Here is a 23,905-nt window from a genome sequence, read left to right on the forward strand (position 1 = left end):
CTGAGGAGCCCCAGCGCCCCGTCGCCGCGGGCCGCTGGGCGGCTGCGCGGCGACCGGGGGGTTATTCGACCCGGAACACCGCCGACGGCTTGAAGCCCAGATCGGCGGCCTTGCCCTTGCGCCCGCGCGGCGAGCGGGCGTTGTTCAGCGAACGGATCTCCAGCGTCTCCTCGCGCTCCTTGCCGCCGCGCCCCAGGCCTTCCAGGCGGATGCTGCGCGTGTACGCCACTGCGCCCGCCAGCGTGTCCTTCGGCTCCAGGTCGATCAGCATCAGGCCCCGGCCGCCGTTGGCCATGGTCTTGAGCTCGCCGATCTCGAAGGTCAGGATGCGTCCGCCCGCCGATGCGCAGGCCACGTGCGTGGCCGGCGCCAGCAGTTGCGCGCCACTGGTGCCCCAGGCGTGGGACGGGCGGCACACGGTCTCGCCCTCGCCCAGCGAGAGGAAGGCCTTGCCGCCCCGCTGGCGCGCCGTCATGTTCTCGACCGAGGCGAGGAAGCCGTAGCCGCCCGAGCCCGCCAGCAGCAGCGTGGCGACCGCCGGCCCGGCGAAATAATGCAGCAGCTGCGTGCCCGACTCCAGCTCGATGAGCGTGGTGACCGGCTGGCCATCGCCGCGCGCGCCGGGCAGCAGCGACACCGCCACCGAGTACACCCGGCCGTTGCTGCCGAAGGCCAGCAGCGTGTCGACCGTGCGGCATTCGAAGGTGGCATACAGGCCGTCGCCCGCCTTGAAGGCGAAGCTGCCCGGCTCGTGCCCATGGCCGCTGCGCGCGCGCACCCAGCCCTTTTGCGAGACGACCACGGTCACGGGCTCGTCCACCACGCGCACCTCCGCGATGGCCTTCTTCTCGGCCTGGATGAGCGTGCGGCGCGCATCGGCGAAGGTCTTGGCGTCGGCCTCGATCTCCCGGATCATCAGGCGCCGCAGCGAACCGGGGTTGCCCAGAATGTCCTCCAGCTTGCCCTGCTCGGCGCGCAGCTCCTTCAGCTCCTGCTCGATCTTGATGGCCTCCAGCCGCGCCAGCTGGCGCAGGCGGATTTCCAGGATGTCCTCGGCCTGCCGGTCCGACAGCGCGAAGCGCGCGATCAGCGCCGCCTTGGGCTCGTCGCTCGCGCGGATGATGGCGATCACCTCGTCGATGTTGAGCAGCACGATCTGCCGCCCTTCGAGGATGTGGATGCGGTCCAGCACCTTGCCCAGGCGGTGCTGCGAGCGCCGCACGATGGTGCCCTGGCGAAAGGCGATCCATTCCTCCAGCATCTTGCGCAGCGACTTCTGCACTGGCTTGCCATCCAGCCCCACCATGGTCAGGTTGATGGGCGAGGAGGTCTCCAGGCTGGTGTGCGCCAGCAGCGTGGTGATCAGTTCCTGCTGCGGCACCTTGCCGGTCTTGGGCTCGAACACCAGGCGCACCGGCGCGTCCTTGCTGGACTCGTCGCGCACGGCATCGAGCACGGCCAGCACGCTGCCCTTGAGCTGCACCTGGTCCTGCGACAGGGCCTTCTTGCCGGCCTTGACCTTGGGGTTGGTGATTTCCTCGATCTCCTCCAGCACCTTCTGCGTGCTGACGCCGGGCGGCAGCTCGGTCACGATGAGCTGCCACTGGCCGCGCGCGAGGTCTTCGATCTTCCAGCGCGCGCGCACCTTGAGGCTGCCGCGCCCCGTGCGGTAGGCGTCGGCGATGTCGCCCGCCGTGCTGATGATCTGGCCGCCGCCGGGGTAGTCCGGCCCGGGCACGATGGCCATCAGCTCCGCCTCGGACAGCTGCGGCGCCTTGATGAGCGCCACGCAGGCATCGGCGATCTCGCGCAGGTTGTGGCTCGGGATTTCGGTCGCCAGGCCCACCGCGATGCCGCTGGCGCCGTTGAGCAGCGCGAACGGCAGGCGCGCGGGCAGCTGGCGCGGCTCCTGCGTGCTGCCGTCGTAGTTGGGCATGAAATCAACCGTGCCCTCGTCGATCTCGTCGAGCAGCAGGCTGGTGATGCGCGACAGCCGCGCCTCGGTGTAGCGCATGGCCGCGGCGCCATCGCCGTCGCGGCTGCCGAAGTTGCCCTGGCCATCGATCAGCGGGTAGCGCTGGTTGAAGTCCTGCGCCAGGCGCACCAGCGCGTCGTAGGCCGACTGGTCGCCGTGGGGGTGGAAACGGCCCAGCACGTCGCCCACCACGCGGGCGCTCTTGACCGGCTTGGCCGCCACGTTGCGGGTCGGGCCCGAATACCCCAGGCCCATGCGGTCCATGGAGTAGAGGATGCGGCGCTGCACGGGCTTGAGGCCGTCGCACACGTCGGGCAGCGCGCGGCCCTTGACCACGGACAGGGCGTACTCCAGGTAGGCGCGCTGGGCGTAGCCGGCCAGGCCCAGGCTGTCGTCCGATTCGGGCGGGGAAAGATCGAGAGGGGTTTGGTCGCTCATTCGGGAAATCGAAGGTCAAGGGGCGCGCGGGGCGCCGACGGTGCGGGCCGGCAGGCCGGCCGCAGCGCTTTGGGATGGGGTGTCATCGGAACCGGCGCCCAGTTCCATGCGCACGCGGCCCGGCGTGGCCCGGTGGGCCAGCAGCGGTGCCGGGGGCTTGAGCTGGGCATACAGGCCCAGCACGCTTTTCACGTAGTTCTGCGTTTCGCGGTAGGCCGGAATGCGGTTGCCGGCGCGCTGCACGGCGCCCTCGCCCGCGTTGTAGGCGGCCAGCGCCAGGTCGGTGCGGCCATCGAAGAGGTCCAGCAGGTGCCGCAGGTAGCGCGTGCCGGCCGACACATTGATCGCCGGTTCGGTGAGCTTTTGCTCCACCGAGCGGCGCGCCTCGCCCGCCACGCCGAAGCGGGACGCCGTGGCCGGCATGAGCTGCATCAGTCCCACCGCGCCCTTGGGCGATACGGCGCGCGCGTCGAAGCCCGATTCGGTGGCGATCAATGCCTGCAGCAGTTCATAGTCCACGCCGTTCTGGCTGGCCGATGCGCGCAGGTGGTGCTTGACGCGCTTGTAGTCGGGGGAGATGTCGAAGAACGCCAGCAGCCGGGCACCGGACGGCGTGGCCGCGGTGGCGCCCGCGGATGCCGCCGCCGGGCCGTCGCGGGTGGAGTCGAAATCGTTGCCGCGAAAGAACAGCCCGTAGCGCCCGTCCACCTGCTCGGCCGCGAAGTGGGTCACGCCGCGCTCATCCACATAGGCCCACAGGTCGGCGCGCGCCGTTTGCTGCAAAAACAATAGCAGCATGCCGGCGCAAACCATGCGCCAGAGGCCTGAAAGGCCCGAACGTCCGAACCGGTCGCGCCAGGCCATGGCTCAGATGTCCACTTCCACGGCGTCGCCGTGCAGTTCCATCAGTTCGCGGCGCGCGGCGGCCTCGCCCTTGCCCATCAGCTTGGTGATGAGGCCCTCGGTGGCGGCGAAGTCCATGTCGCCCAGCTGCACGGGCAGCAGGCGGCGCGTGTCGGGGTTGAGCGTGGTTTCCCACAGCTGCTCGGCGTTCATCTCGCCCAGGCCCTTGAAGCGGCTGATCTGGCACTTCTCGCGCGCCACGCCGTCCTTGGCGCATTTGTCGAGAATGGCCACCAGCTCGCCCTCGTCCAGCGCATACATCTTGGAGGCCGGCTTCTTGCCGCGCGCCGGCACGTCCACTCGAAACAGCGGCGGGCGTGCCACGTAGATGTGGCCGGTCTCGATGAGCTTCGGAAAATGGCGGAAAAACAGGGTGAGCAACAGCACCTGGATGTGCGAGCCGTCCACGTCGGCATCGGACAGGATGCAGACCTTGCCGTAGCGCAGGCCCGAGAGGTCGGGCGAATCATTGGGTCCGTGCGGGTCCACGCCGATGGCCACGGAAATGTCGTGGATCTCGGTGTTGCCGAAGAGCCGGTCGCGGTCCACCTCCCAGGTGTTGAGCACCTTGCCGCGCAGCGGCAGGATGGCCTGGCTTTCCTTGTCGCGGCCCATCTTGGCGCTGCCGCCGGCCGAGTCGCCCTCGACCAGGAAGACCTCGTTGTGCGCCAAGTCGCGGCTCTCGCAGTCGGTGAGCTTGCCGGGCAGCACGGCCACGCCGGAGCCCTTGCGCTTTTCGACCTTCTGGCCGGCCTTCTGGCGCGTCTGCGCGGCCTTGATGGCCAGCTCGGCCAGCTTCTTGCCATAGTCGACGTGCTGGTTCAGCCACAACTCGAGCGCCGGGCGCACGAAGCCGCTCACCAGCCGCACCGCGTCGCGGGAATTCAGCCGCTCCTTGATCTGGCCCTGGAACTGCGGGTCCAACACCTTGGCCGACAGCACGTAGCTGGCGCGGGCGAAGACGTCCTCGGGCAGCAGCTTGACGCCCTTGGGCAGCAGCGAATGCAGTTCGATGAAGCTTTTGACGGCATTGAACAGGCCGTCGCGCAGGCCGCTTTCGTGCGTGCCGCCCGCGCTGGTGGGGATCAGGTTGACGTAGCTCTCGCGCACCGGGTGGCCGTCCTCGGTGAAGGCCACGCACCAGGCGGCGCCCTCGCCTTCGGCGAAGCTCTCGTGGTGCCGGTCGGCGAAGCCTTCGCCCTCGAACAGCGGGATCACCGGGTCGGCGTTCAAGGTCTGGCCGAGGTAGTCGCGCAGGCCGCCCTTGTACTGCCAGGTCTGCGTCTCGCGCGTCTTCTCGTTCACGAGGGAGACCGACACGCCGGGCATCAGCACCGCCTTGCTGCGCAGCAGGTGCGTGAGCTCGCCCATGGGCAGCGCGGTCGCCTCGAAGTACTTGCCGTCGGGCCACACGCGCACCGTGGTGCCCTGCTTGCGCTCACCGGCGGCCAGCGGTCGGGCCACCAGCGGCTCGGTCACGTCGCCGCCTTCGAACACCAGGCGGGCCACCTTGCCCTCGCGGTGGGTGCTGGCCTCCAGACGCAGGGCCAGCGCATTGGTCACCGAGACGCCCACGCCGTGCAGGCCGCCCGAGAAGCTATAGGCGCCGCCCGAGCCCTTGTCGAACTTGCCGCCCGCGTGCAGGCGGGTGAACACGAGTTCGATCACCGGGGCCTTTTCTTCGGGGTGCAGGCCGAACGGGATGCCGCGGCCGTCGTCTTCCACGCTGACCGAGCCGTCGGCGTGCAGCGTGACCTTGATCTTCTTGCCATGGCCGGCGAGCGCCTCGTCGGCCGCGTTGTCCAGCACTTCCTGGATGATGTGCAGCGGGTTGTCGGTGCGGGTGTACATGCCCGGACGCTGCTTGACGGGTTCCAGTCCCTTGAGGACGCGGATCGAGCCTTCGGAGTATTCGCTTGGCGGGGTGGAGGAGGGTTTGGCTGCCATGGGGGCGGATTGTAGTGCCGCAGGACCGGATGGGCTGGATATAAACCCAGCCCTCTTTTTACCCGCCGCCGATGCCCGCGGTGGAATGGGTCGCGAAGGCGTGCACGCGAATGCGCCGCTTTGGCTACATTTGCCGGATGCCTCAAGACCCCCAGAAATTGTCCATGGCCCAGGTATTGGCGTGTGGCGCCGCCATCGTCACGCTGTCCATGGGCATCCGCCACGGCTTCGGGCTGTGGCTGCAGCCCATCACCCAGGACATGGGCTGGACCCGCCAGTCGTTCGCGCTGGCCATCGCGGTGCAGAACCTCGCCTGGGGCTGCTTTGGCATCTTCGCGGGCATGGCGGCCGACCGGTTCGGCGCCTTCCGCGTGCTGATCGGCGGAGCCGTGCTGTATGGACTGGGCCTGGTCGGCATGGCCCTGTCGCCCACGCCGGCGCTCTTCGCCCTGACCGCGGGCGTGCTGATCGGCGCGGCGCAGGCGGGCACCACCTATGCGGTCATCTACGGCGTGCTGGGCCGGCAGATCGCCCCGGAGAGGCGTTCCTGGGCCATGGGCGTGGCGGCGGCGGCCGGCTCGTTCGGGCAGTTCCTGATGGTGCCGGTGGAGGGCCAGCTCATCGTGCGCCTGGGCTGGCAGGAGGCGCTGCTGGTGCTCTCGGCCATGGTGCTGCTGATCGTGCCGCTGGCCTTCGGCCTGCGCGAGCCGGGCTTTCGAAGCCGCACCACCACCCCGCGCTCGCAGACGGTGGGCCAGGCCATGGGCGAGGCGCTGCGCTACCCGAGCTTCCTGATGCTGACGGCGGGCTACTTCGTCTGCGGCTTCCAGGTGGTGTTCATCGGCGTGCACATGCCCAGCTACCTCAAGGACCACGGCATGTCGCCGCAGGTGGCCAGCTACGCGCTGGCGCTGATCGGTCTGTTCAACGTGTTCGGCACGTACATCGCCGGCACGCTGGGCCAGCGCAATCCCAAGCGCTACATCCTCGCCTTCATCTACTTCGCCCGGGCCGTGGCGATCAGCGTGTTCCTGCTGGTGCCGCTGTCGCCGCTGTCGGTGTACGTGTTCTCGGCGGTGATGGGCGTGCTGTGGCTGTCCACCATCCCGCCCACCAACGCCACGGTGGCGCAGATCTTCGGCGTGCAGCACCTGTCCATGCTGGGCGGGTTCGTGTTCTTCAGCCACCAGATCGGCAGCTTCCTGGGCGTCTGGCTGGGGGGCTACCTGTACGACACCACCGGCAGCTACGACCTGGTCTGGTACCTGGCCATCGGCCTGGGCGTGCTGGCCGGACTGGTGAACCTGCCGGTCAAGGAAAGCCCGATCCACCGGGCGCCGCAACCGGCCTCCGCCTGAAAAGCGCCGGAACATGCCGCCCACCCCGCACCCCTCGCCGGGCCCTGCCCGCACCGCGCGCCCAGCTCGCGCCCACCGGGCGTGGGCCTGGGGCGCCGCCGGCGCGGTGCTGCTGGCCGCCGTGTTCCTCCTGTATGCGGAGCCGGACTTCGTGGTGATGATGGCCGACCAGCTGTGGGCCTGCTTCTGACGATGGCGCCAAATCGCCTTCATGCCGGCGATTTCATTGCCTTGAATGCTATTATTTTCATAGCAAATGCCAGCCATTCACGGCCTTGAGCCGCCTTCGGAATGGGTCCGGCGCTGGGCCCATCTCCTGCCGCCCGGCGCCAGCGTGCTGGACGTGGCCTGCGGCAGCGGCCGGCACCTGCGCTGGCTCCACGGGCGCGGACATCCCGTGACCGGGGTGGACCGCAACCCCGACGCGCTGGCCCCGTTGCGGGGGCTGGGCGAAATCCTCTGCGCGGACATCGAAGCCGGGCCCTGGCCGTTGGCGGGCCGCACCTTCGGCGCCGTGGTCGTCACCCGGTACCTGTGGCGGCCGCTCCTGCCCACGCTGGTGGCCAGCGTCGCGCCCGGCGGCGTGCTGCTGTACGAAACCTTCGCCGCGGGCAACGAAACCGTCGGCCGCCCGGCCCGGCCGGACTTTCTCTTGCGGCCCGGGGAACTGCTGCAGGCCTGCGCGGGTCTGTGCACGGTGGCCTATGAAGATGGCTTCCTCGATGCACCGGAGCGATTCGTCCAGCGCATCGCCGCGGTCCGGCTGCAAGAGGGGGCCGCACCGGCACGCCACCGGCTCGCACCGCCGCTCTAGTTAGAATGCTCCTTTACCCGTTTTCCACCGCGGACATGACCCCTCCCAGCTCTCTCACCGGCAGCATCGTCGCCCTCGTCACCCCCATGCACGAGGACGGCAGCGTGGACTACCCCACCCTGCGCCAACTGATCGACTGGCACGTCGCCGAAGGCACCGACTGCATCGGCGTGGTGGGCACCACCGGCGAGTCGCCCACGGTGAGCGTCGAAGAACACTGCGAAATCATCCGCGTGGCCGTCGAGCAGGCCGCCAAGCGCGTGCCCATCATGGCCGGCTGCGGCGCCAACTCCACGGCCGAGGCCATCGAGCTGGCCCGCTTCGCCAAGAAGGTCGGTGCCGACTCGCAACTGCAGGTCGTGCCCTACTACAACAAGCCCACGCAAGAGGGCCAGTACCAGCACTTCAAGGCCATCGCCGAAGCGGTGGGCGACCTGCCCATCGTGCTGTACAACGTGCCCGGCCGCTCCGTGGCCGATATGCTGCACGACACCGTGCTGCGCCTGGCGCAGGTGCCCGGCATCATCGGCATCAAGGAAGCCACCGGCAACATCGAACGCGCGCAGTGGCTGATCCGCGACGTGCCCAAGGGCTTTGCCGTGTATTCCGGCGACGATCCGACGGCCGTGGCGCTCATGCTGTGCGGCGGCCAGGGCAACATCAGCGTGACCGCCAACGTGGCGCCACGCCTCATGCACGAACTGTGCGTGGCCGCGCTGGCAGGCGATGTGCGCCGCGCCATGGAAATCCAGTTCCAGCTCATGCCCACCCACAAGCAGCTGTTCGTCGAAGCCAACCCGATTCCGGTGAAGTGGGCCATGCACCGCCTGGGCCGGTGCGGCGGCGCGATGCGCCTGCCCATGACCCCGCTGAGCCAAGGCAACGAAGCCGTGGTGGAAGCCGCCCTCCGCGCCAGCGGCCTGCTGTAAATCCATCAAAGCCTGCCGCCTTGCCTGCCCCGCTCTCCCCAGACACCAAAGAGGATTTCCGCGTGAACGCTATCAACCGCCTGGGCCTGCTGGGCCTTGCCATGGCCCTGTCCGCCTGCTCCGTCCTGGAGAGCGACAAGATCGACTACAAGAGCGCCACCAAGGGCGCGACGCTCGAAGTGCCGCCGGACCTGAACCAGATCTCGCGCGACTCGCGCTACGCCGTGCCGGGTGGCGTGGTGTCGGCGGCCGCCTTCGAGGCCGGCCAGTCGCAAAAGCCCGTGGGCGCCGTGAACGCAGCCACGCGCAACATCGGCGACGTGCGCATCGAGCGCGACGGCAACCAGCGCTGGCTGGTCGTGAGCCGCCCCGCTGACGTCCTGTGGGACCCGGTGCGCGACTTCTGGACCGAGAACGGCTTCGTGCTGGCGCAGGACCAGGCCAACCTCGGCATCATGGAAACCGATTGGGCCGAGAACCGCGCCAAGCTGCCGCAGGACATCATCCGCTCCACCATCGGCAAGATGTTCGACTCGGTCTACTCCACCGGCGAGCGCGACAAGTTCCGCACCCGCCTGGAGCGCGGCCCCAATGGCAGCACCGAAATCTTCATCAGCCACCGCGGCATGGTCGAGGTCTACACCTCCGCCCAGAAGGAAAGCACCGTGTGGCAGCCCCGCCCGGTCGATCCGGAACTGGAAACCGAATTCCTTCGCCGACTGATGGTCAAGTTGGGGGTGAGCCAGGAACAGTCCCGCGCCATCGCCGCCGCGCCCGCACAGCAAGTGCCCACGGCCCGCATGGCGCGCCAGGGCAATGTGCCCGTCGTGGAACTGGACGAGAACTTCGACCGTGCATGGCGCCGCGTGGGCCTAGCGCTCGACCGCACCGGCTTCACCGTGGAAGACCGCGACCGTGCCCAGGGCATCTATTTCGTGCGCTACGTCGAGCCCACCGAGAAGAAGGACCCCGGTTTCTTCGGCAAGCTGCTGGGCCGCTCGTCGGATGCTGCGGCACCGGTCAAGTACCGCGTCGTGGTGCGCAGCGCCGAGAACAAGAGCACGGTGTCCGTCCTGAACGCCGCCGGTGCGCCCGAGACGTCGGCCAACGCCGAGCGCATCGTGCGCGTGCTGACGGACGACCTGAAGTAATCCGGGCCCGGGACTGCGTGCTGCGTTTCAAGAACCTGGGCAGCGGCAGTTCGGGCAACGCCACGGTGGTGGAGGGGCGCTGCGGCACGCAGGTGCGGCGGTTGCTCATCGACTGCGGGCTGGGGCCGCGGCAACTGGCATCGCGCCTGGCCGCTGCCGGGCTGTCGATCGATGACCTCGACGCCCTGTTCATCACCCACGAGCATTCGGACCACGTGGGCTGCATGGAAAAACTGGCGCTCAGGCACCGCATTCCGGTCTGGATGAGCCATGGCACCTACGCGGCCATCGGCGCGCCCGAACTGGACGGGCTGCTGAACATCGCACAGGATGGCCTGCCCATCGATCTGGGCGCGTTCGAAGCCCTGCCATTCACCGTGCCGCACGACGCCCGCGAGCCGCTCCAGCTGCGCTGCAGCGATGGCGCGACGCACATCGGCCTGCTGACCGACCTGGGCCATGCCACCGACCATGTGCTGGCCCACCTCAAAGGCTGCCATGCGCTGCTGCTGGAATCCAACCACGACCCCGATCTGCTCGCCGTCTCCAGCTACCCGGCGTTCCTGAAGCGCCGTATCAGCGGCCTCTACGGCCACTTGGCCAACACCGTGGCCGCCGACATCCTGCGGGCCATGCAGCACACGGGGCTGAGCCGCGTGGTGGCGGCCCACCTCAGCGCGCAGAACAACCGCCCCGAACTGGCCCAGGCCGCGCTGGCCTCGGCCTTGGGGTGGGAAACCTCGCGCGTGGACGTGGCCAGCCCGGTCACCGGCTCCGACTGGATCGCCTGCGGCTGATCTTTCGGCAGGCCGCGGACTTGGTAACGCCTTGAGGTCCGCAAGGCATCTCGCATTTCGTACCCCTTCGAAACCAGCCAAAACGGCCCGCCCAATAAAAAAAGCCCCGACCTGGTGGTACGGGGCTTTTTGCCAGACTCCGGCACGGTGTGCCGAAGCCGGTTGGAGCGATCGCTTACTTGGCGGTGGAAGCGCCGGCAGCGGCTGCTGCAGCAGCATCGGCAGCGGCCTTGGCAGCGTCGCCTGCGGGAGCGGAAGCAGCGTCGGATGCGGGAGCGGTCACGGCAGGGGCTGCGTCGGAAGCAGCAGGCGTCACCACGGGAGCGGGAGCCGGTGCTGGTGCTTCCACAGGAGCGGGAGCCGGTGCAGGCGCAGCGGCTTCTTCCTTCTTGCCGCAAGCGGCGAGAGCGACGGAGGCGACCAGGGCAGCCAGAACGAGAGAGTTCTTCATTTCAGTTTTTCCTATTGGACAGACGGATATTGGAATTGCCGCCATTGGCGCCCTCTTGCAGCGTGCTCTTTGGCGGTGCTTGGCGCTCAGGGGCGCCTTTTTTACTTCAACCGCAAATTATAGGGAGATTCCGTCAATACAGACTAACACCGACGGGACGTTTTGTTTCTCTTCGGTAAATCGCAAAAATGGGGAGCGCATTATTCACAGTCCCAGCGTGGTCGCCGGGAACCCCGGTGAACTCTTGCGCAGCAGCCATTCGTTGAGGGCCTCGCGCGCCAGCAGGCGGCGCTCGGGCTCGCGGCCTGCCACGCCGGCGCAGCGCTCGGGGTCCAACCGTTGCAGCACCCAGGCATCGGACCAGAGCACGCTGGGCAGTTCCAGGCGGTCTGCCGTGGGCGCGCGGCGGCATTCGATCACATGGTCCCACACGCCCCGCCAATGCACGAAGCGCGCGTGGCGCCGCACCATTTCTTCATACGTTCCGGCCAGCACCGTGAGGCGGCGCCCGCGGCGCGCCCAGGACTGCAGCGAATCGATCACCTCGCGCTCGCCAAGCGGCCAATCATGAAAGTCGAAGTCGCTCAGCACGATCTCGTTCCAGCCTTCCCGAGCCGCGCAAGCCAACGCGTCGCGCACCCATTGGCGAAAGTCTTCCCGGCCGTTGAAACGCCCGGCGGGCAGTGCGACGGCCGCTTCGGGATGGCGGGGGGATGCATCGGACATCGGTGGCTCCTTAAGGTGACTGCGCCTTTGCGCGTTCAAAGGTCCATCAATCAGGTGGCGACCAGGCGTGCGCCCAACCCGTTTCGCACCAGGAAGACAACAGCTCCAGCGCATCGTCGCTGGCGCGCGCGAGATCGCGGGGTCGCAGCACGCGCTCATCGGCCAGCCGGCGCATGAGGGTGGCGTCGCGGCCTGCCGCCAGGTAGCTGTCGCCGTTGATGAACACATGGCGCGCGTCATACACCATGCGGGTGCGGCGGTCCAATTGAACGCCTTCCAGCAGGCCGCCCACCGCCCCGGGCTCGAACCACACGTTGGGCTTGGGCTCGGTCAGGCTCTCGCCCAGGGCGCGCTCCAGGGCCAGCGGCTCGGACAGGGCGCGCTCCAGCGCCTGGCGGGCAAAGGCCTGCAGCGCCGGGGGAATCTCGCCCGGCTGCGCCACCGCGGCCTGTGACGGATCGCGGTACAGCTGGGGTGGCGCATCGTCATCGGCGGCATCATCGGCCAGGCGCGACAGCAACTCCTGCGCGATCCCGTTGCGGGCGGGGGAACGGAACCCGATGGAGTAGGTCATGCATTCGCCTTCGGCGATGCCATCGTGCGCATAGCGCGGCGGCAGGTAGAGCATGTCCCCGGGCTCGAGCACGAACTCCTGCTCGGGCTCGAACTGCGCCAGCACCTTGAGCGGAATGCCCTCGCGCAGCGTGAGGTCCTTCTGCCGGCCGATGCGCCAGCGCCGACGCCCCTGGGCCTGGAGCAGGAAGACGTCGTAGCTGTCGAAATGCGGTCCAACGCCGCCGCCATCGGAGGCATAGCTGATCATCAGGTCGTCGAGCCGCGCGCGCGGCACGAAGCAAAACTGCTCCATCAGCGCATGCACCGCGTCGTCATGCAGATCGACGCCCTGCACCAGCAGCGTCCACTCGCGCGTGGTGAGCGGCGGCAGCGAACGGCGCGCGAAAGGGCCGTGGCGCAGCTTCCACGCGCCGGCCTTGTGCTGCACGAGGCGCGATTCGACGCCCTCTTGCGCGGCGAGCGCGAACAATTCGGCACGTTGCACCGGCGGGTCGAACGCGGCGATGGCCTGGCGAACCAGCAGGGGCTTTTTCTGCCAGTGGCGGCGCATGAACTGCGCCGGCGTGAGCCCGCCCAGCAGCGCCAGAGGTTGTTGAACATCCATGGGGAATTGATGCCGCGTGCGCGGACGAGGGTCGAACTGCGACAATTCTCCTATGGAAATCAACCAACAATGTGTGGTCGCTTTGACCTGGATCCTGAAAGACACCCTGGGCGAGGAACTGGACGTGCTCGATGAGCCGGTGGAGTTTCTCGTCGGCGGCGACGATCTGCTCGCGCGCATCGAAGAGGCCCTGCAGGGCCATGCCGCGGGCACGTCGCTGTCGCTGCACCTGGAGCCGGAGGAAGCCTTCGGCGACTACCAGGACCAGCTGCTGTTCCTCGAACCGCGCAACCTCTTTCCCGCCGACCTGGAAGAAGGCATGACGGTCGAAGGCAGCGCGCTGCCGCAGGGCACCAACCCGGCGGCCCCGCGCGACGTGCTGTACACCGTGGCCCAGATCTACTCGGAGCACATCGTGCTCGACGGCAACCACCCGCTGGCCGGCATCGCGCTGCGCCTGCACCTCACCGTGCAAAGCGTGCGAGAGGCAACTGAGGAAGAGATCGGCCGCGGCTCGGCCGGCACCGGCTTCTTCCGCATCCAGCCGCCCGCGGCGGATGCACCCACCCTTCACTGACCGATTCATCGACCCATGCAAAACGCCCCGAGGGGCCCGTTTTGCATGGGTTGCCTGCCACGCGTGCGCGGCAGGCGACGAGAGCATGGCAGGTCAGATGCGCGAGATCTGGCCGCCATACAGGCGCACGCGGTCGCCGGTACGCAGGTCGCCTGGCGTGGTCACGTCATAGACGCGCTGGCCGCCCTGATCCAGCTGGATCGTCAGGCGGTAGCCCTCGGCCTGGCCGTCATTGTTGTTGCCGGTGCGGCCTTCGATCTGGTTACCCACTACACCGCCGCCCACAGCACCCAGCACGGTGGCTGCGGCGCGGCCGCTACCCTTGCCCACCTGGTTGCCCAGCACGCCGCCGGCCACCGCGCCCAGCACGGCACCCGCGCCGCTGGTGCCGCGGTTGCGCGCATGCAGGGTTTCGATGTTGGAGACCACGCCGAACTCGGTGCCGTTCTGGTTCTGGTTCTGCGCAGCGGGGTAGGAGGAATAGCCCGGCTGGGGCTGGGCGGGGTAGTTGTTGGAATAGCGCGGTTGCTGGGCGCAGGCCGAGAGCAGGGTCACCAGGGCGACGGAACCTGCCAGGGTGGCGGAGCGGATGAAACGGGACATGAGAGTTCTCCTTCAGAGCGATGCGCAGGCCTTCAAAGCCTTTGACGTGAAGCGGATTGCACCATGCAGCCCACCCCGGAACCCGACGGGCAATCGCGGCCCGGCAGGCAAGACAGATACTGGCAGCCATGTCGGCGCCGGCCTACAAAAGATCGGAAACAGATGGCGCGGCAGGCCGTTCAGGCCTGGCCCGTCGAGCCGTAGCCGCCTTCGCCGCGCTGCGTGGCGGGAAAGTCGCTGACCACGTTGAACTGCGCCTGCACCACCGGCACGATGACCAGTTGGGCCAGCCGCTCCATGGGATCGAGTGTGAACGCCGTGTTGCTGCGGTTCCAGGCGCTGACCATGAGCTGGCCCTGGTAGTCGCTGTCGATCAGCCCCACCAGATTGCCCAGCACGATGCCATGCTTGTGCCCCAGGCCCGAGCGCGGAAGGATCAGCGCGGCATACCCGGGGTCTTTCAGATAGATGGCGATCCCGGTGGGCACCAGTTGCCAGGCGTTGGGCTGCAGCGTGAGCGGCTCGTCCAGGCAGGCACGCAGGTCGAGGCCGGCGCTGCCCGGCGTGGCGTAGGAAGGCAGCTGCGCTGCCATGCGGGGGTCGAGAATCTTGACGTCGATCTTCACAGGTTCAATTCACTTCTTGGGAAAACGGGAATTCGGGGGCTGGCGCGTCGCTTGGCGCAGCGCCTCCAGCACGGTTTGCAGCGCTGCGGCGCGGTCGGTACCGGGCGATGATGGCGGGCCGCCGGACAGCAGGCGCCCGGCCGCGCCCAGGCCCCACCACAACAGGCCGAGCGATACGACGCCGAACAGCGAACCCCAGGCGAAAGCCAGCCACGCCACCGCCTTCGCCAGCACCAGCAGGAGCAGCACCGCCCGTGCCAGGCGCAACAGCCGGAGCCCTTGGGCGCCCGGCATCGTCAGAGAGGCCTGACGCGTCACCGCATCGCGGACGGGCGCCTTCACGGCTGCGCCTTTCGCAGCCGTACCGACGACATTCGGGCGGGCGCCGTAGTGGCCAGGCTCCTCACCGGGCGCCAACGAATGGGCCGGATGCTGCATCCGGCTGAGCCGCTCCACGTAGCTCGCGAAATCGCCGTCGGGCGGCGTGTCCCATTCGGGGCGCAAGGGATGCTGCACGGGTTGGATCGGTTTCGGACGGGATGTCAGGCGGCGCCCGCAATGCGCCGGGCGATCTCGGCCACCAACTGGCGGGCCAGCTCGCGCTTGGAGGCGCGCGGCAGTTCGCGGTGTCCCTGGGCGTCGATCAGCAGCAGCGCGTTGTCGTCCTGCCCGAAGGTGGCTGGGCCGATGTTGCCCACCAGCAGCGGCACGCCCTTGCGCTCGCGCTTGGCGCTGGCGTGGCGCAGCAGGTCTTCGCTCTCGGCCGCAAAGCCGACGCAGAACAATTGCCCCGAGAGCGCGCGCTCGGATTTCGCGACCTGGGCCAGGATGTCCGTGTTCTCCACGAACGCCAGCGCAGGCACCTCGCCGGAGCCGTCCTTCTTGATCTTGTGGCGGGCCGCCTGCGCAGGGCGCCAGTCGGCCACGGCAGCGGCTGCTATAAAAACAGTAGCATCCGAGGCATATTCCACTACGGCATCGAGCATGTTTTGTGCCGATTGCACGTCCACGCGGCGCACGCCGCGCGGTGAGGGCAGGTGCACCGGCCCCGCCACCAGCGTGACTTGCGCGCCGGCTTCGCGCGCGGCGCGGGCGATGGAAAAGCCCATCTTGCCGCTGGAGCGGTTGGTGATGCCGCGCACCGGGTCGATGGCCTCGAACGTGGGGCCCGCCGTCACCAGCACGTGCTGGCCGGCCAGCACCTTGGGCGCGAAGAACGCCGTCAGTTCCTCCAGCAGTTCGGCCGGCTCCAGCATGCGGCCATCACCGGTTTCGCCGCAGGCCTGGTCGCCGTTGCCCACGGCCAGCACCACGGCGCCATCGCGCGCGACCTGCGCCAGGTTGCGCTGCGTGGCCGGGTGCGCCCACATCTCGCGGTTCATGGCGGGGGCGAGCAGCAGCGGCACGCGGTCGATGGGCCGGGCCAGGCAGGTCAGGCTCAGCAGTTCGTCGGAGCGCCCCTGCGCCAGGCGCGCGATGAAGTCCGCGCTGCACGGCGCGATGACGATCGCGTCGGCCTCGCGGCCCAGGTTGATGTGCGGCATGTTGTTGGGCTCGCGCGCGTCCCACTGCGAGTGGTACACCATGCGCCCGGTCAGCGCCTGCATCGTGACGGGGGTCATGAACTGCGCGGCCGCCTCGGTCATCACGACCTGCACGGTGGCCCCGGCCTTGATGAGCAGGCGGGCGAATTCGGCCGATTTGTAGCAGGCGATGCCGCCGGAGAGTCCCAGGAGAATGTGTTTGCCGGCGAGCTCGTTCATGGCGCGCAATTTAGCAGACGGAGCCTGCGGGCTTGCAAAGCGCTGGCCGGGGCCTTGATGGCCGCCCTCTATAATCCCGATTTCCCACCACCAAAAAAGACATGACCAAATTTGTCTTCGTCACCGGCGGTGTGGTGTCTTCCCTGGGCAAGGGAATCGCCTCAGCCTCCCTTGCCGCGATCCTCGAATCGCGGGGCCTCAAAGTCACCCTCATCAAGCTCGACCCGTACATCAACGTGGACCCGGGCACCATGTCCCCGTTCCAGCACGGCGAGGTCTTCGTCACCGACGACGGCGCCGAAACCGACCTCGATCTCGGCCACTATGAGCGTTTCATCGAAACGCGCATGAAAAAGACCAACAACTTCACCACGGGCCGCATCTACCAGAGCGTGCTGGAGAAGGAACGGCGCGGCGACTACCTCGGCAAGACCGTGCAGGTCATTCCGCACGTCACCAACGAAATCCAGGAATACATCAAGCGCGGCGCCGGCGTGAGCACGGGCGACGCGGTGGACGTGGCCATCGTCGAGATCGGCGGCACGGTGGGCGACATCGAGTCCCTGCCCTTCCTGGAAGCGGTGCGCCAGCTGAGCCTCAAGCTCGGCCCCAACAACGCCGCCTTCGTGCACCTGACCTACCTGCCGTGGATCGCCGCCGCGGGCGAGCTCAAGACCAAGCCGACCCAGCACACCGTGCAGGAGCTGCGCAAGATCGGCATTCAGCCCGATGCGTTGCTGTGCCGCGCCGACCGCCGCATTCCCGAGGAAGAGCGCGGCAAGATTTCGCTGTTCACCAACGTGCCCGAGTGGGGCGTGATCAGCATGTGGGATGTGGACACCATCTACAAGGTGCCGCGCATGCTGCACGAGCAGGGCCTGGACGGCCTGATCTGCGACAAGCTTCGCCTGAACACGCCGCCCACGACCCTCAAGCGCTGGGACCAGCTCGTCTACGAGACCGAGCATCCACAGGGCGAGGTCACCATCGCCATGGTGGGCAAGTACGTGGACCTGTCCGACAGCTACAAGTCGGTGAACGAGGCGCTGCGCCACGCCGGCATGAAGAACCATGTGCGCGTGAAGATCGAGCACATCGATTCCGAGACCATCGGCGCCGCCGACGCGGCCGAAAAACTCGCCAAGTACGATGCCATCCTGGTGCCCGGCGGCTTCGGCGCGCGGGGCGTGGAAGGCAAGATCAGCACGGCCCGCTATGCCCGCGAGCACCAGGTGCCCTATCTGGGCATCTGCCTGGGAATGCAGGTCGCCACCATCGAGTACGCGCGCCACGTGGCCGGTCTCAAGGACGCCAACAGCACCGAGTTCGAGCCTGCCACGCCCCACCCCGTGATCGCCCTGATCACCGAGTGGAAGGACGCCGACGGCACGATCAAGACGCGCAACGAGAACTCCGACCTGGGCGGCACCATGCGCCTGGGCGCGCAGAGCTCGGACGTGGCGTCCGGCACGCTGGCGCACGAGATCTACGGCAACATCGTCACCGAGCGCCACCGCCACCGCTACGAAGCCAACGTGAACTACCTCGACCAGCTGCGCAAGGCGGGCCTGGTGATCTCGGCGCTCACGCAGCGCGAGCAGCTCACCGAGATCGTCGAGCTGCCCAAGAGCGTGCATCCCTGGTATATCGGCGTGCAGTTCCACCCCGAATTCAAATCGACGCCGTGGAACGGCCACCCGCTCTTCAACGCATTCATCAAGGCGGCCGTGGAGCGCCAAAAGAGCCAGCAGCCAGCCCTCGCGGCGGCCTGAAAGCCTTCTTCCGAAGCAACGACGAGAAAAGAAAGAACCCCTGCCATGAAACTCTGCGGCTTCGACGTCGGCCTGGAACACCGCTTCTTCCTCATCGCGGGCCCCTGCGTGATCGAGTCCGAGCAACTGCAGATGGACGTGGCCGGCCAGCTCAAGGAGACGGCGGCGGCGCTGGGCATTCCGTTCATCTTCAAGAGCAGCTTCGACAAGGCCAACCGGTCGTCGGGCACCAGCTTTCGCGGCCCCGGCCGCGAGAAGGGCCTGGAGATCCTGGCCAAGATCCGGCGCGACCTGGACGTGCCCGTGCTGACCGACGTGCACACCGAGGACGACATCACCGAGGCCGCCAAGGTGGTCGATGTGCTGCAGACGCCTGCCTTCCTGTGCCGCCAGACCGACTTCATCCGCGCGGTGGCGCAGTCGGGCAAGCCGGTGAACATCAAGAAGGGCCAGTTCCTCGCGCCGCACGACATGAAGAACGTGATCGACAAGGCCCGCGCCGCCGCGCTGCAAGCCGGCCTGCCCGAGGACAGCTTCATGGCCTGCGAGCGGGGTGCGAGCTTCGGCTACAACAACCTCGTGTCCGACATGCGCGGCCTGGCCATCATGCGCGAGACCGGGGCGCCGGTCGTGTTCGACGCCACCCACTCGGTGCAGTTGCCGGGCGGCCAGGGCACGAGCAGCGGCGGCCAGCGTGAGATGGTCCCGGTGCTGGCCCGCGCCGCCGTCGCCGTGGGCGTGGCGGGCCTCTTCATGGAAACGCACCCCGACCCGGCCAAGGCCCTGTCGGACGGCCCCAACGCCGTGCCGCTCAAGCACATGAAGGCGCTGCTGGAAACGCTGGTGGCGCTGGACACCATCACCAAGCGCAACGGATTCCTCGAAAACAACTTTGGAGCCTGAGCCATGAGCAGTGGTTACGTCATCGCATCCGTCACCGTCACCAACCCGACGCAGTACGAGGAGTACAAGAAGTGGAGCACCCACGCCATGCAGGTGCATGGCGCCGAGGTCTGCATCCGCGGCGGCAAGGTCGAGGTGCTCGAAGGCGACTGGAACCCCGGCCGCACCGTGCTTCTGAAGTTCCCGAGCTTCGAGGCGGCCCGCGCGTTCTACGACACGCCCGAGTACCAGAAGGCCAAGGCGGCCCGCGAAGGCGCGGCCGTCATGCGCATGGTGTGCGTGGAAGGCGTGTGAGCCGAGCACCTTCATTTTGCTGATTGATCAAATCTGCTGCACTCGCAACCAGCCGATGGCTTACTTTCCAGTGGTCGTGCTGTCTTCGGTGGTGATGGGGTTGTTGCTTACTCCAATGATCTATGTCGCCATTGGTGCGCTCAGCGGTTTCGCAATGGCATTTGCGTTTCTCTCCTTGCCATCGCTGCTTGCTTGCACGCTGATTCTCTCGTACCGATTTCTCGCGCGGCCTGGGGTGCGTGAGTCTTCAAGAGCAAGGTTTTCAGCAGTCGAGTCCATTGCCTGGCTTTTGGTGGGCTCTTTCTTGTTCGTCATTTCAGATTTCACCCTGCTGACTCTCTCAGAGCGCGTCGGCCTGTTTTGCACGTTGCTGTTGATTGCATCCTTTTTGGCTGCGCCCTGGATGGCACTGCGCCCCTGCGCGCTGGTGGTCCGCATCGCGCAATGGCCTAAACCACTGGTTTTGGCATGCTCATTGAGCGCAACCGTGCTTTTGATCATGGGTTCCGCGATCTACCTATACAAACCCGACCCATTTTTATAGCCCCACACCCTTTGCTGCATGCATGGGTGAGTGCGGAGGATGGTAGCGATCGTCGTTGCCGTTGCCAGAGCACTACCTGGGGCCAATCGATAATTCTTTAAAACTGGAGAACCTTGAATGAGTGCCATCGTTGATATCGTAGGTCGCGAAGTGCTGGACAGTCGCGGCAACCCCACCGTCGAATGCGACGTGCTGCTGGAATCGGGCGTGATGGGCCGCGCGGCCGTGCCCTCGGGCGCGTCCACCGGCAGCCGCGAGGCCATCGAGCTGCGCGACGGCGACAAGGGCCGCTACCTGGGCAAGGGCGTGCTCAAGGCCGTGGAGCACATCAACACCGAGATTTCCGAGGCAGTGCTGGGCCTGGACGCCTCCGAGCAGGCCTTTCTGGACAAGACCCTGATCGACCTGGACGGCACCGACAACAAGAGCCGCCTGGGCGCGAACGCCATGCTGGCGGTCTCCATGGCCGTGGCCCGCGCCGCTGCTGAAGAGTCCGGCCTGCCCCTGTACCGCTACCTGGGCGGCATGGGCGGCATCCAGTTGCCCGTGCCGATGATGAACGTCATCAACGGCGGCGCGCATGCCAACAACAGCCTGGATCTGCAGGAATTCATGATCGTCCCCGTGGGTGCGCCGAGCTTCCGCGAAGCCGTGCGCTGGGGCGCCGAGGTGTTCCATGCCCTCAAGAAGATCATCAACGACCGCGGCATGAGCACCGCCGTGGGCGACGAGGGCGGTTTCGCCCCCAGCGTCGAGAACCACGAAGCCGCAATCCAGCTCATCCTGCAGGCCATCGACGCCGCCGGCTACACCGCCGGCGAACAGATCGCCCTGGCCCTGGACTGCGCGGCCAGCGAGTTCTACAAGGACGGCCACTACGTGCTGGAAGGCGAAGGCGGCATCCGCCTGACGGCCCAGCAATGGACCGACATGCTCGCCGCGTGGGTGGACAAGTACCCCATCATCTCCATCGAAGACGGCATGGCCGAAGGCGACTGGGACGGCTGGAAGCACCTGACCGAACGCCTGGGCGAGAAGGTGCAGCTGGTGGGCGACGACCTGTTCGTCACCAACACCAAGATCCTGAAGGAAGGCATCGACAAGCGCATCGCCAACTCGATCCTCATCAAGATCAACCAGATCGGCACCCTGACCGAAACCTTCGCCGCCATCGAGATGGCCAAGCGCGCCGGCTACACGGCCGTGATCTCGCACCGTTCGGGCGAGACCGAGGACAGCACCATCGCCGACATCGCCGTGGGCACCAACGCGGGCCAGATCAAGACGGGCTCGCTGTCGCGCTCGGACCGCATCGCCAAGTACAACCAGCTGCTGCGCATCGAGGAAGACCTGGGCGACATCGCCCACTACCCCGGCCGCGCTGCGTTCTACAACCTGCCCTGACCTGAACCCACCGCCGTGGCACGGTCCTCCCTCCTTCTGTGAGGGCCGTGCCACGGGCGGTGACCGATCCCTTTCCTGCAACCCGACCTGCCCGCCATGAGTCCCCGCATCGTTCCGCTGGTGCTGCTCCTCCTCCTCGTGGGGGTGCAGGCGCAGCTGTGGTCCGGCCGCGGCAGCGTCCACCACGTGCAGGAAATGAAGGAAAAGATCGCCGCGCAAAAAGCAGGCCAATGCCGAGGCGCGCCAGGCCAACGAACGCCTCACCTCCGAAGTGCACGACCTGCGCGAAGGCCTGGACATGGTCGAGGAAAAGGCGCGCAACGAACTGGGCATGGTCAAGCCCAACGAGATCTACGTGCAGGTGACCCACCGCTGAGCGGACAGGTCCCTGCAGCGTTCATTCCCACCGCCCCCCGAGTCCCTTGGCCGCCGATCCGGTCCGCATCGCCCTGCTGGGCGCCCCCGGCACCGGGCTGGAGGCTTTGGCGCGCGCGGTGGTACGGCACCTGCAGCCGGGGCATGCCTTGGTCGATGCCTGCCCTGCGCTACATGCGGCCGTGTCGCGTTGTCTGGAGGCACCGGTGGGCCCCTTGCAAGATGCGGCGCAGCAGGCGCTGGCAGCGCTGGCGGCGACCCATGCGGCAACGTGCCGAGCCACGCTGCTCGGCGGACTGGATGGCGCGACGCCTTCGAAAGCCTCGGGCCAGACACCGCAGCCCTGCGGGCAGGAGCGGTTCGATGCCTGCCTGCGCGGGGCGCTTTCCGAGGCCGGCGTGGCCTATCGCGTGCTGTACGGCAGCGAGAACGAGCGGCTGCGGGCGGTCCTGGATGCTATTAAAAAAATAGCACCCAGGGCATATGATCCGCCGGAACCCACAGTTTTTGATCAAGAAGCGCCGGCACGGCCTGCCCGCCTTCGTGCATGGTCGTGCGAGAAGTGCAGCGACCCCGAGTGCGAGCACAAGCTGTTCACGGCGCTGCGCGGCTGATGCGGGACCCGCGGGCCTTGCAGCCGGCGGCTACTGAACGCTGGACGGCCCCGGCAATTGCTTGCCGGGCTCAGTGAAGATCTGCGCCGCATCCACCGCGTCGTAGCGGTACTGCTGGCCGCAGAACTCGCAGGCCACCTCGATGTCGCCGCGCTCGGCGAGGATGCTCTCGGCCTCTTCCACCCCCAGGCTGCGCAGCATGTTGCTGACGCGCTCGCGGCTGCAGGTGCAGGCGAACCGCGGGCCGTCCACGCCCTGCTGGGGCACGAAGCGCAGCAGTTTCTCTTCCCAGAACAAGCGGCGCAGGATGGTGTCCACGTCCAGGCCCAGCAGTTCGTCGCGCGTCAGGCTGGCCGCCAGGGTGGCGATGCGGTTGTAGTCCTCGTTGTGGCCGATCTGGTCCTCGTTCTCGCGGTGGGTCAACTCGCCAGCCAGGTTGCCCTCGCCCTTGATCGGCATGCGCTGGATGAGCAGGCCGGCGGCCACCTGGTCGTCGGCGGCCAGCACCAGCGTGGTGTCCAGCTGCTCGGACTGCAGCATGTAGTGCTGCAGCACGTCGCTGAGCTTTTCGATCTTCTCGTGGTGGTCGCCATGCAGCGGCACCACGCCCTGGTAAGGCTGCCGGCCCGGCAGGCGGTCCTTCGGATCGAGCGTGATGGCGCAGCGCCCGCCGCCGCCCACGTTCACCATGTCGCTCAGGCGGGCACCGTCCGGCACTTCGCCGTTCACCGAGGCCGTGGCGCGCAGGCTGAGGTCCGACTGCACCTCGGCCACCGCCAGCTTGACGGGGCCGTCGCCGAAGACCTGCAGCACCAGCGCCCCGTTGAACTTGATGTTGGACTGCATCAGCACGCCGGCCGCGGCCATCTCGCCCAATAGCTCGCGCACGGGCGGCGGATAGGCGCCGGAGGTGGTGTTGCCGGCGCGCCGCGCGAGGATCTCGGTCCAGGCGTCGGTGAGGCGCACGATCATGCCGCGCACGGGCAGGCCATCGAAAAGAAACTTGTGGAGTTCAGACACCCTGGTTTTCCTGAAATGTTGGCGCCGCTCAAGCCAGCTTGCGCAACCCGGCGCGAAAAGCGCTGGGCGTTGTCGATGTAGGTCTGCGCATTCCGGCGCAGGCCCTCGATCTGCTCGGGCGAGAGCTGGCGCACCGCCTTCGCGGGACTGCCGATGATCATGGAGCCATCGGGAAACTCCTTGCCCTCCGTCACCAGCGCGCCGGCGCCGACGAGGCAATGCCTGCCGATCTTCGCACCGTTGAGCACCACCGCGCCGATGCCGATGAGCGATTCGTCGCCCACCGTGCAGCCATGCAGCATGACCTTGTGGCCGATCGTCACGCGCTCGCCCAGCACCAGCGGCTGGCCGGGGTCGGAGTGCAGCACGCTGCCATCCTGCACATTGGTGCCGGCGCCGATGGTGATCGGCTCGTTGTCGCCGCGCAGCACGGCCCCGAACCAGATGCTGGACGACTCGCCCAGCACGACGTGGCCGATGACTTCGGCACTGTCCGCCACCCACGCCGACGGCGCGGTGCGGGGAGAAATGCCATCGAGTTCGTAAAGCGCCATCCAGGTCTCCTTTTTTTGTCAGCGGGGCCGAATCCTAGAATTGTAGGGATGGACCTTCGCCAACGTGCCCTCGAGGCCCTGTGCCTGACAGACCCCCAGGCCAAAGCCGCCGCCACCCTGGACCTGCACGCGCGTGCGGCCGACCATGGCGTGGCCGCGACCAGCCCGCAGGGCCCCGCCGCCCCCG

The 23,905-nt window shown here is 67.6% G+C and carries 24 protein-coding genes and 2 pseudogenes; 14 read left to right on the forward strand and 12 right to left on the reverse strand.

All coding sequences use genetic code 11. From position 1 onward, the window contains the following. Nucleotides 1-61: 61 nt before the first annotated feature. The 3 genes from parC to AC27IQ_RS07605 form a co-directional block, all read right to left on the reverse strand. Nucleotides 62-2,413 carry a DNA topoisomerase IV subunit A gene (gene parC / locus AC27IQ_RS07595; protein WP_272568080.1) on the reverse strand — a complete coding sequence of 784 codons (2,352 nt, stop codon included), beginning with the start codon at nt 2,411-2,413 and terminating at the stop codon, nt 62-64. Between the two features lie 15 nt (nt 2,414-2,428). Further along, on the reverse strand, nt 2,429-3,211 hold the full coding sequence (locus AC27IQ_RS07600) for a lytic transglycosylase domain-containing protein (RefSeq protein ID WP_272568078.1): 783 nt from the start codon (nt 3,209-3,211) through the stop codon (nt 2,429-2,431). Between the two features lie 69 nt (nt 3,212-3,280). After that, the gene (locus AC27IQ_RS07605; protein WP_272568075.1) at nt 3,281-5,263 is read right to left on the reverse strand and encodes a DNA topoisomerase IV subunit B; all 1,983 of its coding nucleotides are present in this window, start codon (nt 5,261-5,263) and stop codon (nt 3,281-3,283) included. 137 nt (nt 5,264-5,400) lie between these two features. On the opposite strand from AC27IQ_RS07605, the gene AC27IQ_RS07610 reads away from it, so the two are divergent. The 6 genes from AC27IQ_RS07610 (at nt 5,401) to AC27IQ_RS07635 (ending at nt 10,312) form a co-directional block, all read left to right on the forward strand. Beyond that, a complete protein-coding gene (locus AC27IQ_RS07610; RefSeq protein ID WP_487089090.1) occupies nt 5,401-6,621 on the forward strand; it encodes an MFS transporter in 1,221 nt (406 codons plus the stop codon). 13 nt (nt 6,622-6,634) lie between these two features. Further along, nucleotides 6,635-6,811, forward strand: a complete 177-nt coding sequence (locus AC27IQ_RS07615; protein ID WP_284430147.1) for a hypothetical protein — start codon at nt 6,635-6,637, stop codon at nt 6,809-6,811. Between the two features lie 75 nt (nt 6,812-6,886). Continuing rightward, nucleotides 6,887-7,435 (forward strand): class I SAM-dependent methyltransferase, encoded by a 549-nt coding sequence (locus tag AC27IQ_RS07620; protein WP_487089104.1) that lies wholly within the window; start codon nt 6,887-6,889, stop codon nt 7,433-7,435. A gap of 35 nt (nt 7,436-7,470) precedes the next feature. Then, a complete protein-coding gene (gene dapA, locus AC27IQ_RS07625; protein WP_487089091.1) occupies nt 7,471-8,364 on the forward strand; it encodes a 4-hydroxy-tetrahydrodipicolinate synthase in 894 nt (297 codons plus the stop codon). Nucleotides 8,365-8,426: 62 nt separating this feature from the next. After that, on the forward strand, nt 8,427-9,515 hold the full coding sequence (gene bamC, locus AC27IQ_RS07630) for an NlpB/DapX family lipoprotein (protein ID WP_487089092.1): 1,089 nt from the start codon (nt 8,427-8,429) through the stop codon (nt 9,513-9,515). Between the two features lie 17 nt (nt 9,516-9,532). After that, nucleotides 9,533-10,312 carry an MBL fold metallo-hydrolase gene (locus AC27IQ_RS07635; protein ID WP_487089093.1) on the forward strand — a complete coding sequence of 260 codons (780 nt, stop codon included), beginning with the start codon at nt 9,533-9,535 and terminating at the stop codon, nt 10,310-10,312. A 175-nt stretch (nt 10,313-10,487) separates the two neighbouring features. On the opposite strand, the gene AC27IQ_RS07640 is transcribed toward AC27IQ_RS07635, so the two are convergent. The 3 genes from AC27IQ_RS07640 to AC27IQ_RS07650 form a co-directional block, all read right to left on the reverse strand. Then, nucleotides 10,488-10,763, reverse strand: coding sequence for a hypothetical protein (locus AC27IQ_RS07640; RefSeq protein ID WP_487089094.1), 276 nt, complete (start codon nt 10,761-10,763; stop codon nt 10,488-10,490). A 204-nt stretch (nt 10,764-10,967) separates the two neighbouring features. Further along, nucleotides 10,968-11,489, reverse strand: coding sequence for a hypothetical protein (locus AC27IQ_RS07645; RefSeq protein WP_487089095.1), 522 nt, complete (start codon nt 11,487-11,489; stop codon nt 10,968-10,970). Nucleotides 11,490-11,535: 46 nt separating this feature from the next. Then, nucleotides 11,536-12,669, reverse strand: a complete 1,134-nt coding sequence (locus AC27IQ_RS07650) for a cupin domain-containing protein (RefSeq protein ID WP_284395437.1) — start codon at nt 12,667-12,669, stop codon at nt 11,536-11,538. A gap of 52 nt (nt 12,670-12,721) precedes the next feature. Here AC27IQ_RS07650 and AC27IQ_RS07655 point away from each other — a divergent pair, with 52 nt between their 5' ends. Then, complete coding sequence (locus tag AC27IQ_RS07655; RefSeq protein ID WP_487089096.1) at nt 12,722-13,246, forward strand: FKBP-type peptidyl-prolyl cis-trans isomerase; 525 nt, start codon at nt 12,722-12,724, stop codon at nt 13,244-13,246. Nucleotides 13,247-13,339: 93 nt separating this feature from the next. Here AC27IQ_RS07655 and AC27IQ_RS07660 read toward each other — a convergent pair whose 3' ends face one another. From AC27IQ_RS07660 to coaBC, 4 genes are all read right to left on the reverse strand, one after another. Beyond that, nucleotides 13,340-13,849, reverse strand: coding sequence for an outer membrane lipoprotein (locus AC27IQ_RS07660; RefSeq protein ID WP_272551741.1), 510 nt, complete (start codon nt 13,847-13,849; stop codon nt 13,340-13,342). Nucleotides 13,850-14,028: 179 nt separating this feature from the next. Next, on the reverse strand, nt 14,029-14,475 hold the full coding sequence (dut, locus tag AC27IQ_RS07665) for a dUTP diphosphatase (protein WP_487089097.1): 447 nt from the start codon (nt 14,473-14,475) through the stop codon (nt 14,029-14,031). A 9-nt stretch (nt 14,476-14,484) separates the two neighbouring features. Continuing rightward, nucleotides 14,485-14,991: a hypothetical protein gene (locus AC27IQ_RS07670; RefSeq protein ID WP_487089098.1), complete on the reverse strand. Its 507-nt coding sequence runs from the start codon at nt 14,989-14,991 to the stop codon at nt 14,485-14,487. A gap of 26 nt (nt 14,992-15,017) precedes the next feature. Continuing rightward, nucleotides 15,018-16,238: a bifunctional phosphopantothenoylcysteine decarboxylase/phosphopantothenate--cysteine ligase CoaBC gene (gene coaBC, locus AC27IQ_RS07675; protein WP_487089099.1), complete on the reverse strand. Its 1,221-nt coding sequence runs from the start codon at nt 16,236-16,238 to the stop codon at nt 15,018-15,020. 101 nt (nt 16,239-16,339) lie between these two features. Between coaBC and pyrG the strand changes: the two genes are divergently transcribed. The 7 genes and pseudogenes from pyrG (at nt 16,340) to AC27IQ_RS07710 (ending at nt 22,144) form a co-directional block, all read left to right on the forward strand. Continuing rightward, nucleotides 16,340-18,010, forward strand: coding sequence for a CTP synthase (pyrG, locus tag AC27IQ_RS07680; RefSeq protein ID WP_487089100.1), 1,671 nt, complete (start codon nt 16,340-16,342; stop codon nt 18,008-18,010). Between the two features lie 45 nt (nt 18,011-18,055). Further along, nucleotides 18,056-18,913: a 3-deoxy-8-phosphooctulonate synthase gene (gene kdsA / locus AC27IQ_RS07685; protein WP_487089101.1), complete on the forward strand. Its 858-nt coding sequence runs from the start codon at nt 18,056-18,058 to the stop codon at nt 18,911-18,913. A 3-nt stretch (nt 18,914-18,916) separates the two neighbouring features. Next, nucleotides 18,917-19,207 carry a DUF1330 domain-containing protein gene (locus tag AC27IQ_RS07690; RefSeq protein WP_272568055.1) on the forward strand — a complete coding sequence of 97 codons (291 nt, stop codon included), beginning with the start codon at nt 18,917-18,919 and terminating at the stop codon, nt 19,205-19,207. Nucleotides 19,208-19,262: 55 nt separating this feature from the next. After that, a complete protein-coding gene (locus AC27IQ_RS07695; protein ID WP_284430139.1) occupies nt 19,263-19,751 on the forward strand; it encodes a hypothetical protein in 489 nt (162 codons plus the stop codon). Between the two features lie 117 nt (nt 19,752-19,868). Continuing rightward, nucleotides 19,869-21,155 (forward strand): phosphopyruvate hydratase, encoded by a 1,287-nt coding sequence (gene eno, locus AC27IQ_RS07700; protein ID WP_487089102.1) that lies wholly within the window; start codon nt 19,869-19,871, stop codon nt 21,153-21,155. A 96-nt stretch (nt 21,156-21,251) separates the two neighbouring features. Then, nucleotides 21,252-21,531 (forward strand): annotated as a pseudogene (locus AC27IQ_RS07705) (septum formation initiator family protein). Nucleotides 21,532-21,577: 46 nt separating this feature from the next. Next, nucleotides 21,578-22,144: a hypothetical protein gene (locus tag AC27IQ_RS07710; protein ID WP_487089103.1), complete on the forward strand. Its 567-nt coding sequence runs from the start codon at nt 21,578-21,580 to the stop codon at nt 22,142-22,144. Between the two features lie 30 nt (nt 22,145-22,174). Here the strand turns inward: AC27IQ_RS07710 and hslO are convergent, their stop codons facing one another. After that, a complete protein-coding gene (gene hslO / locus AC27IQ_RS07715; RefSeq protein ID WP_272568048.1) occupies nt 22,175-23,164 on the reverse strand; it encodes an Hsp33 family molecular chaperone HslO in 990 nt (329 codons plus the stop codon). Nucleotides 23,165-23,192: 28 nt separating this feature from the next. After that, a pseudogene (locus tag AC27IQ_RS07720) lies at nt 23,193-23,718 on the reverse strand (gamma carbonic anhydrase family protein). Between the last annotated feature and the right edge of the window lie 187 nt (nt 23,719-23,905).

The organism is Acidovorax sp. KPB24-07 (assembly GCF_057543315.1).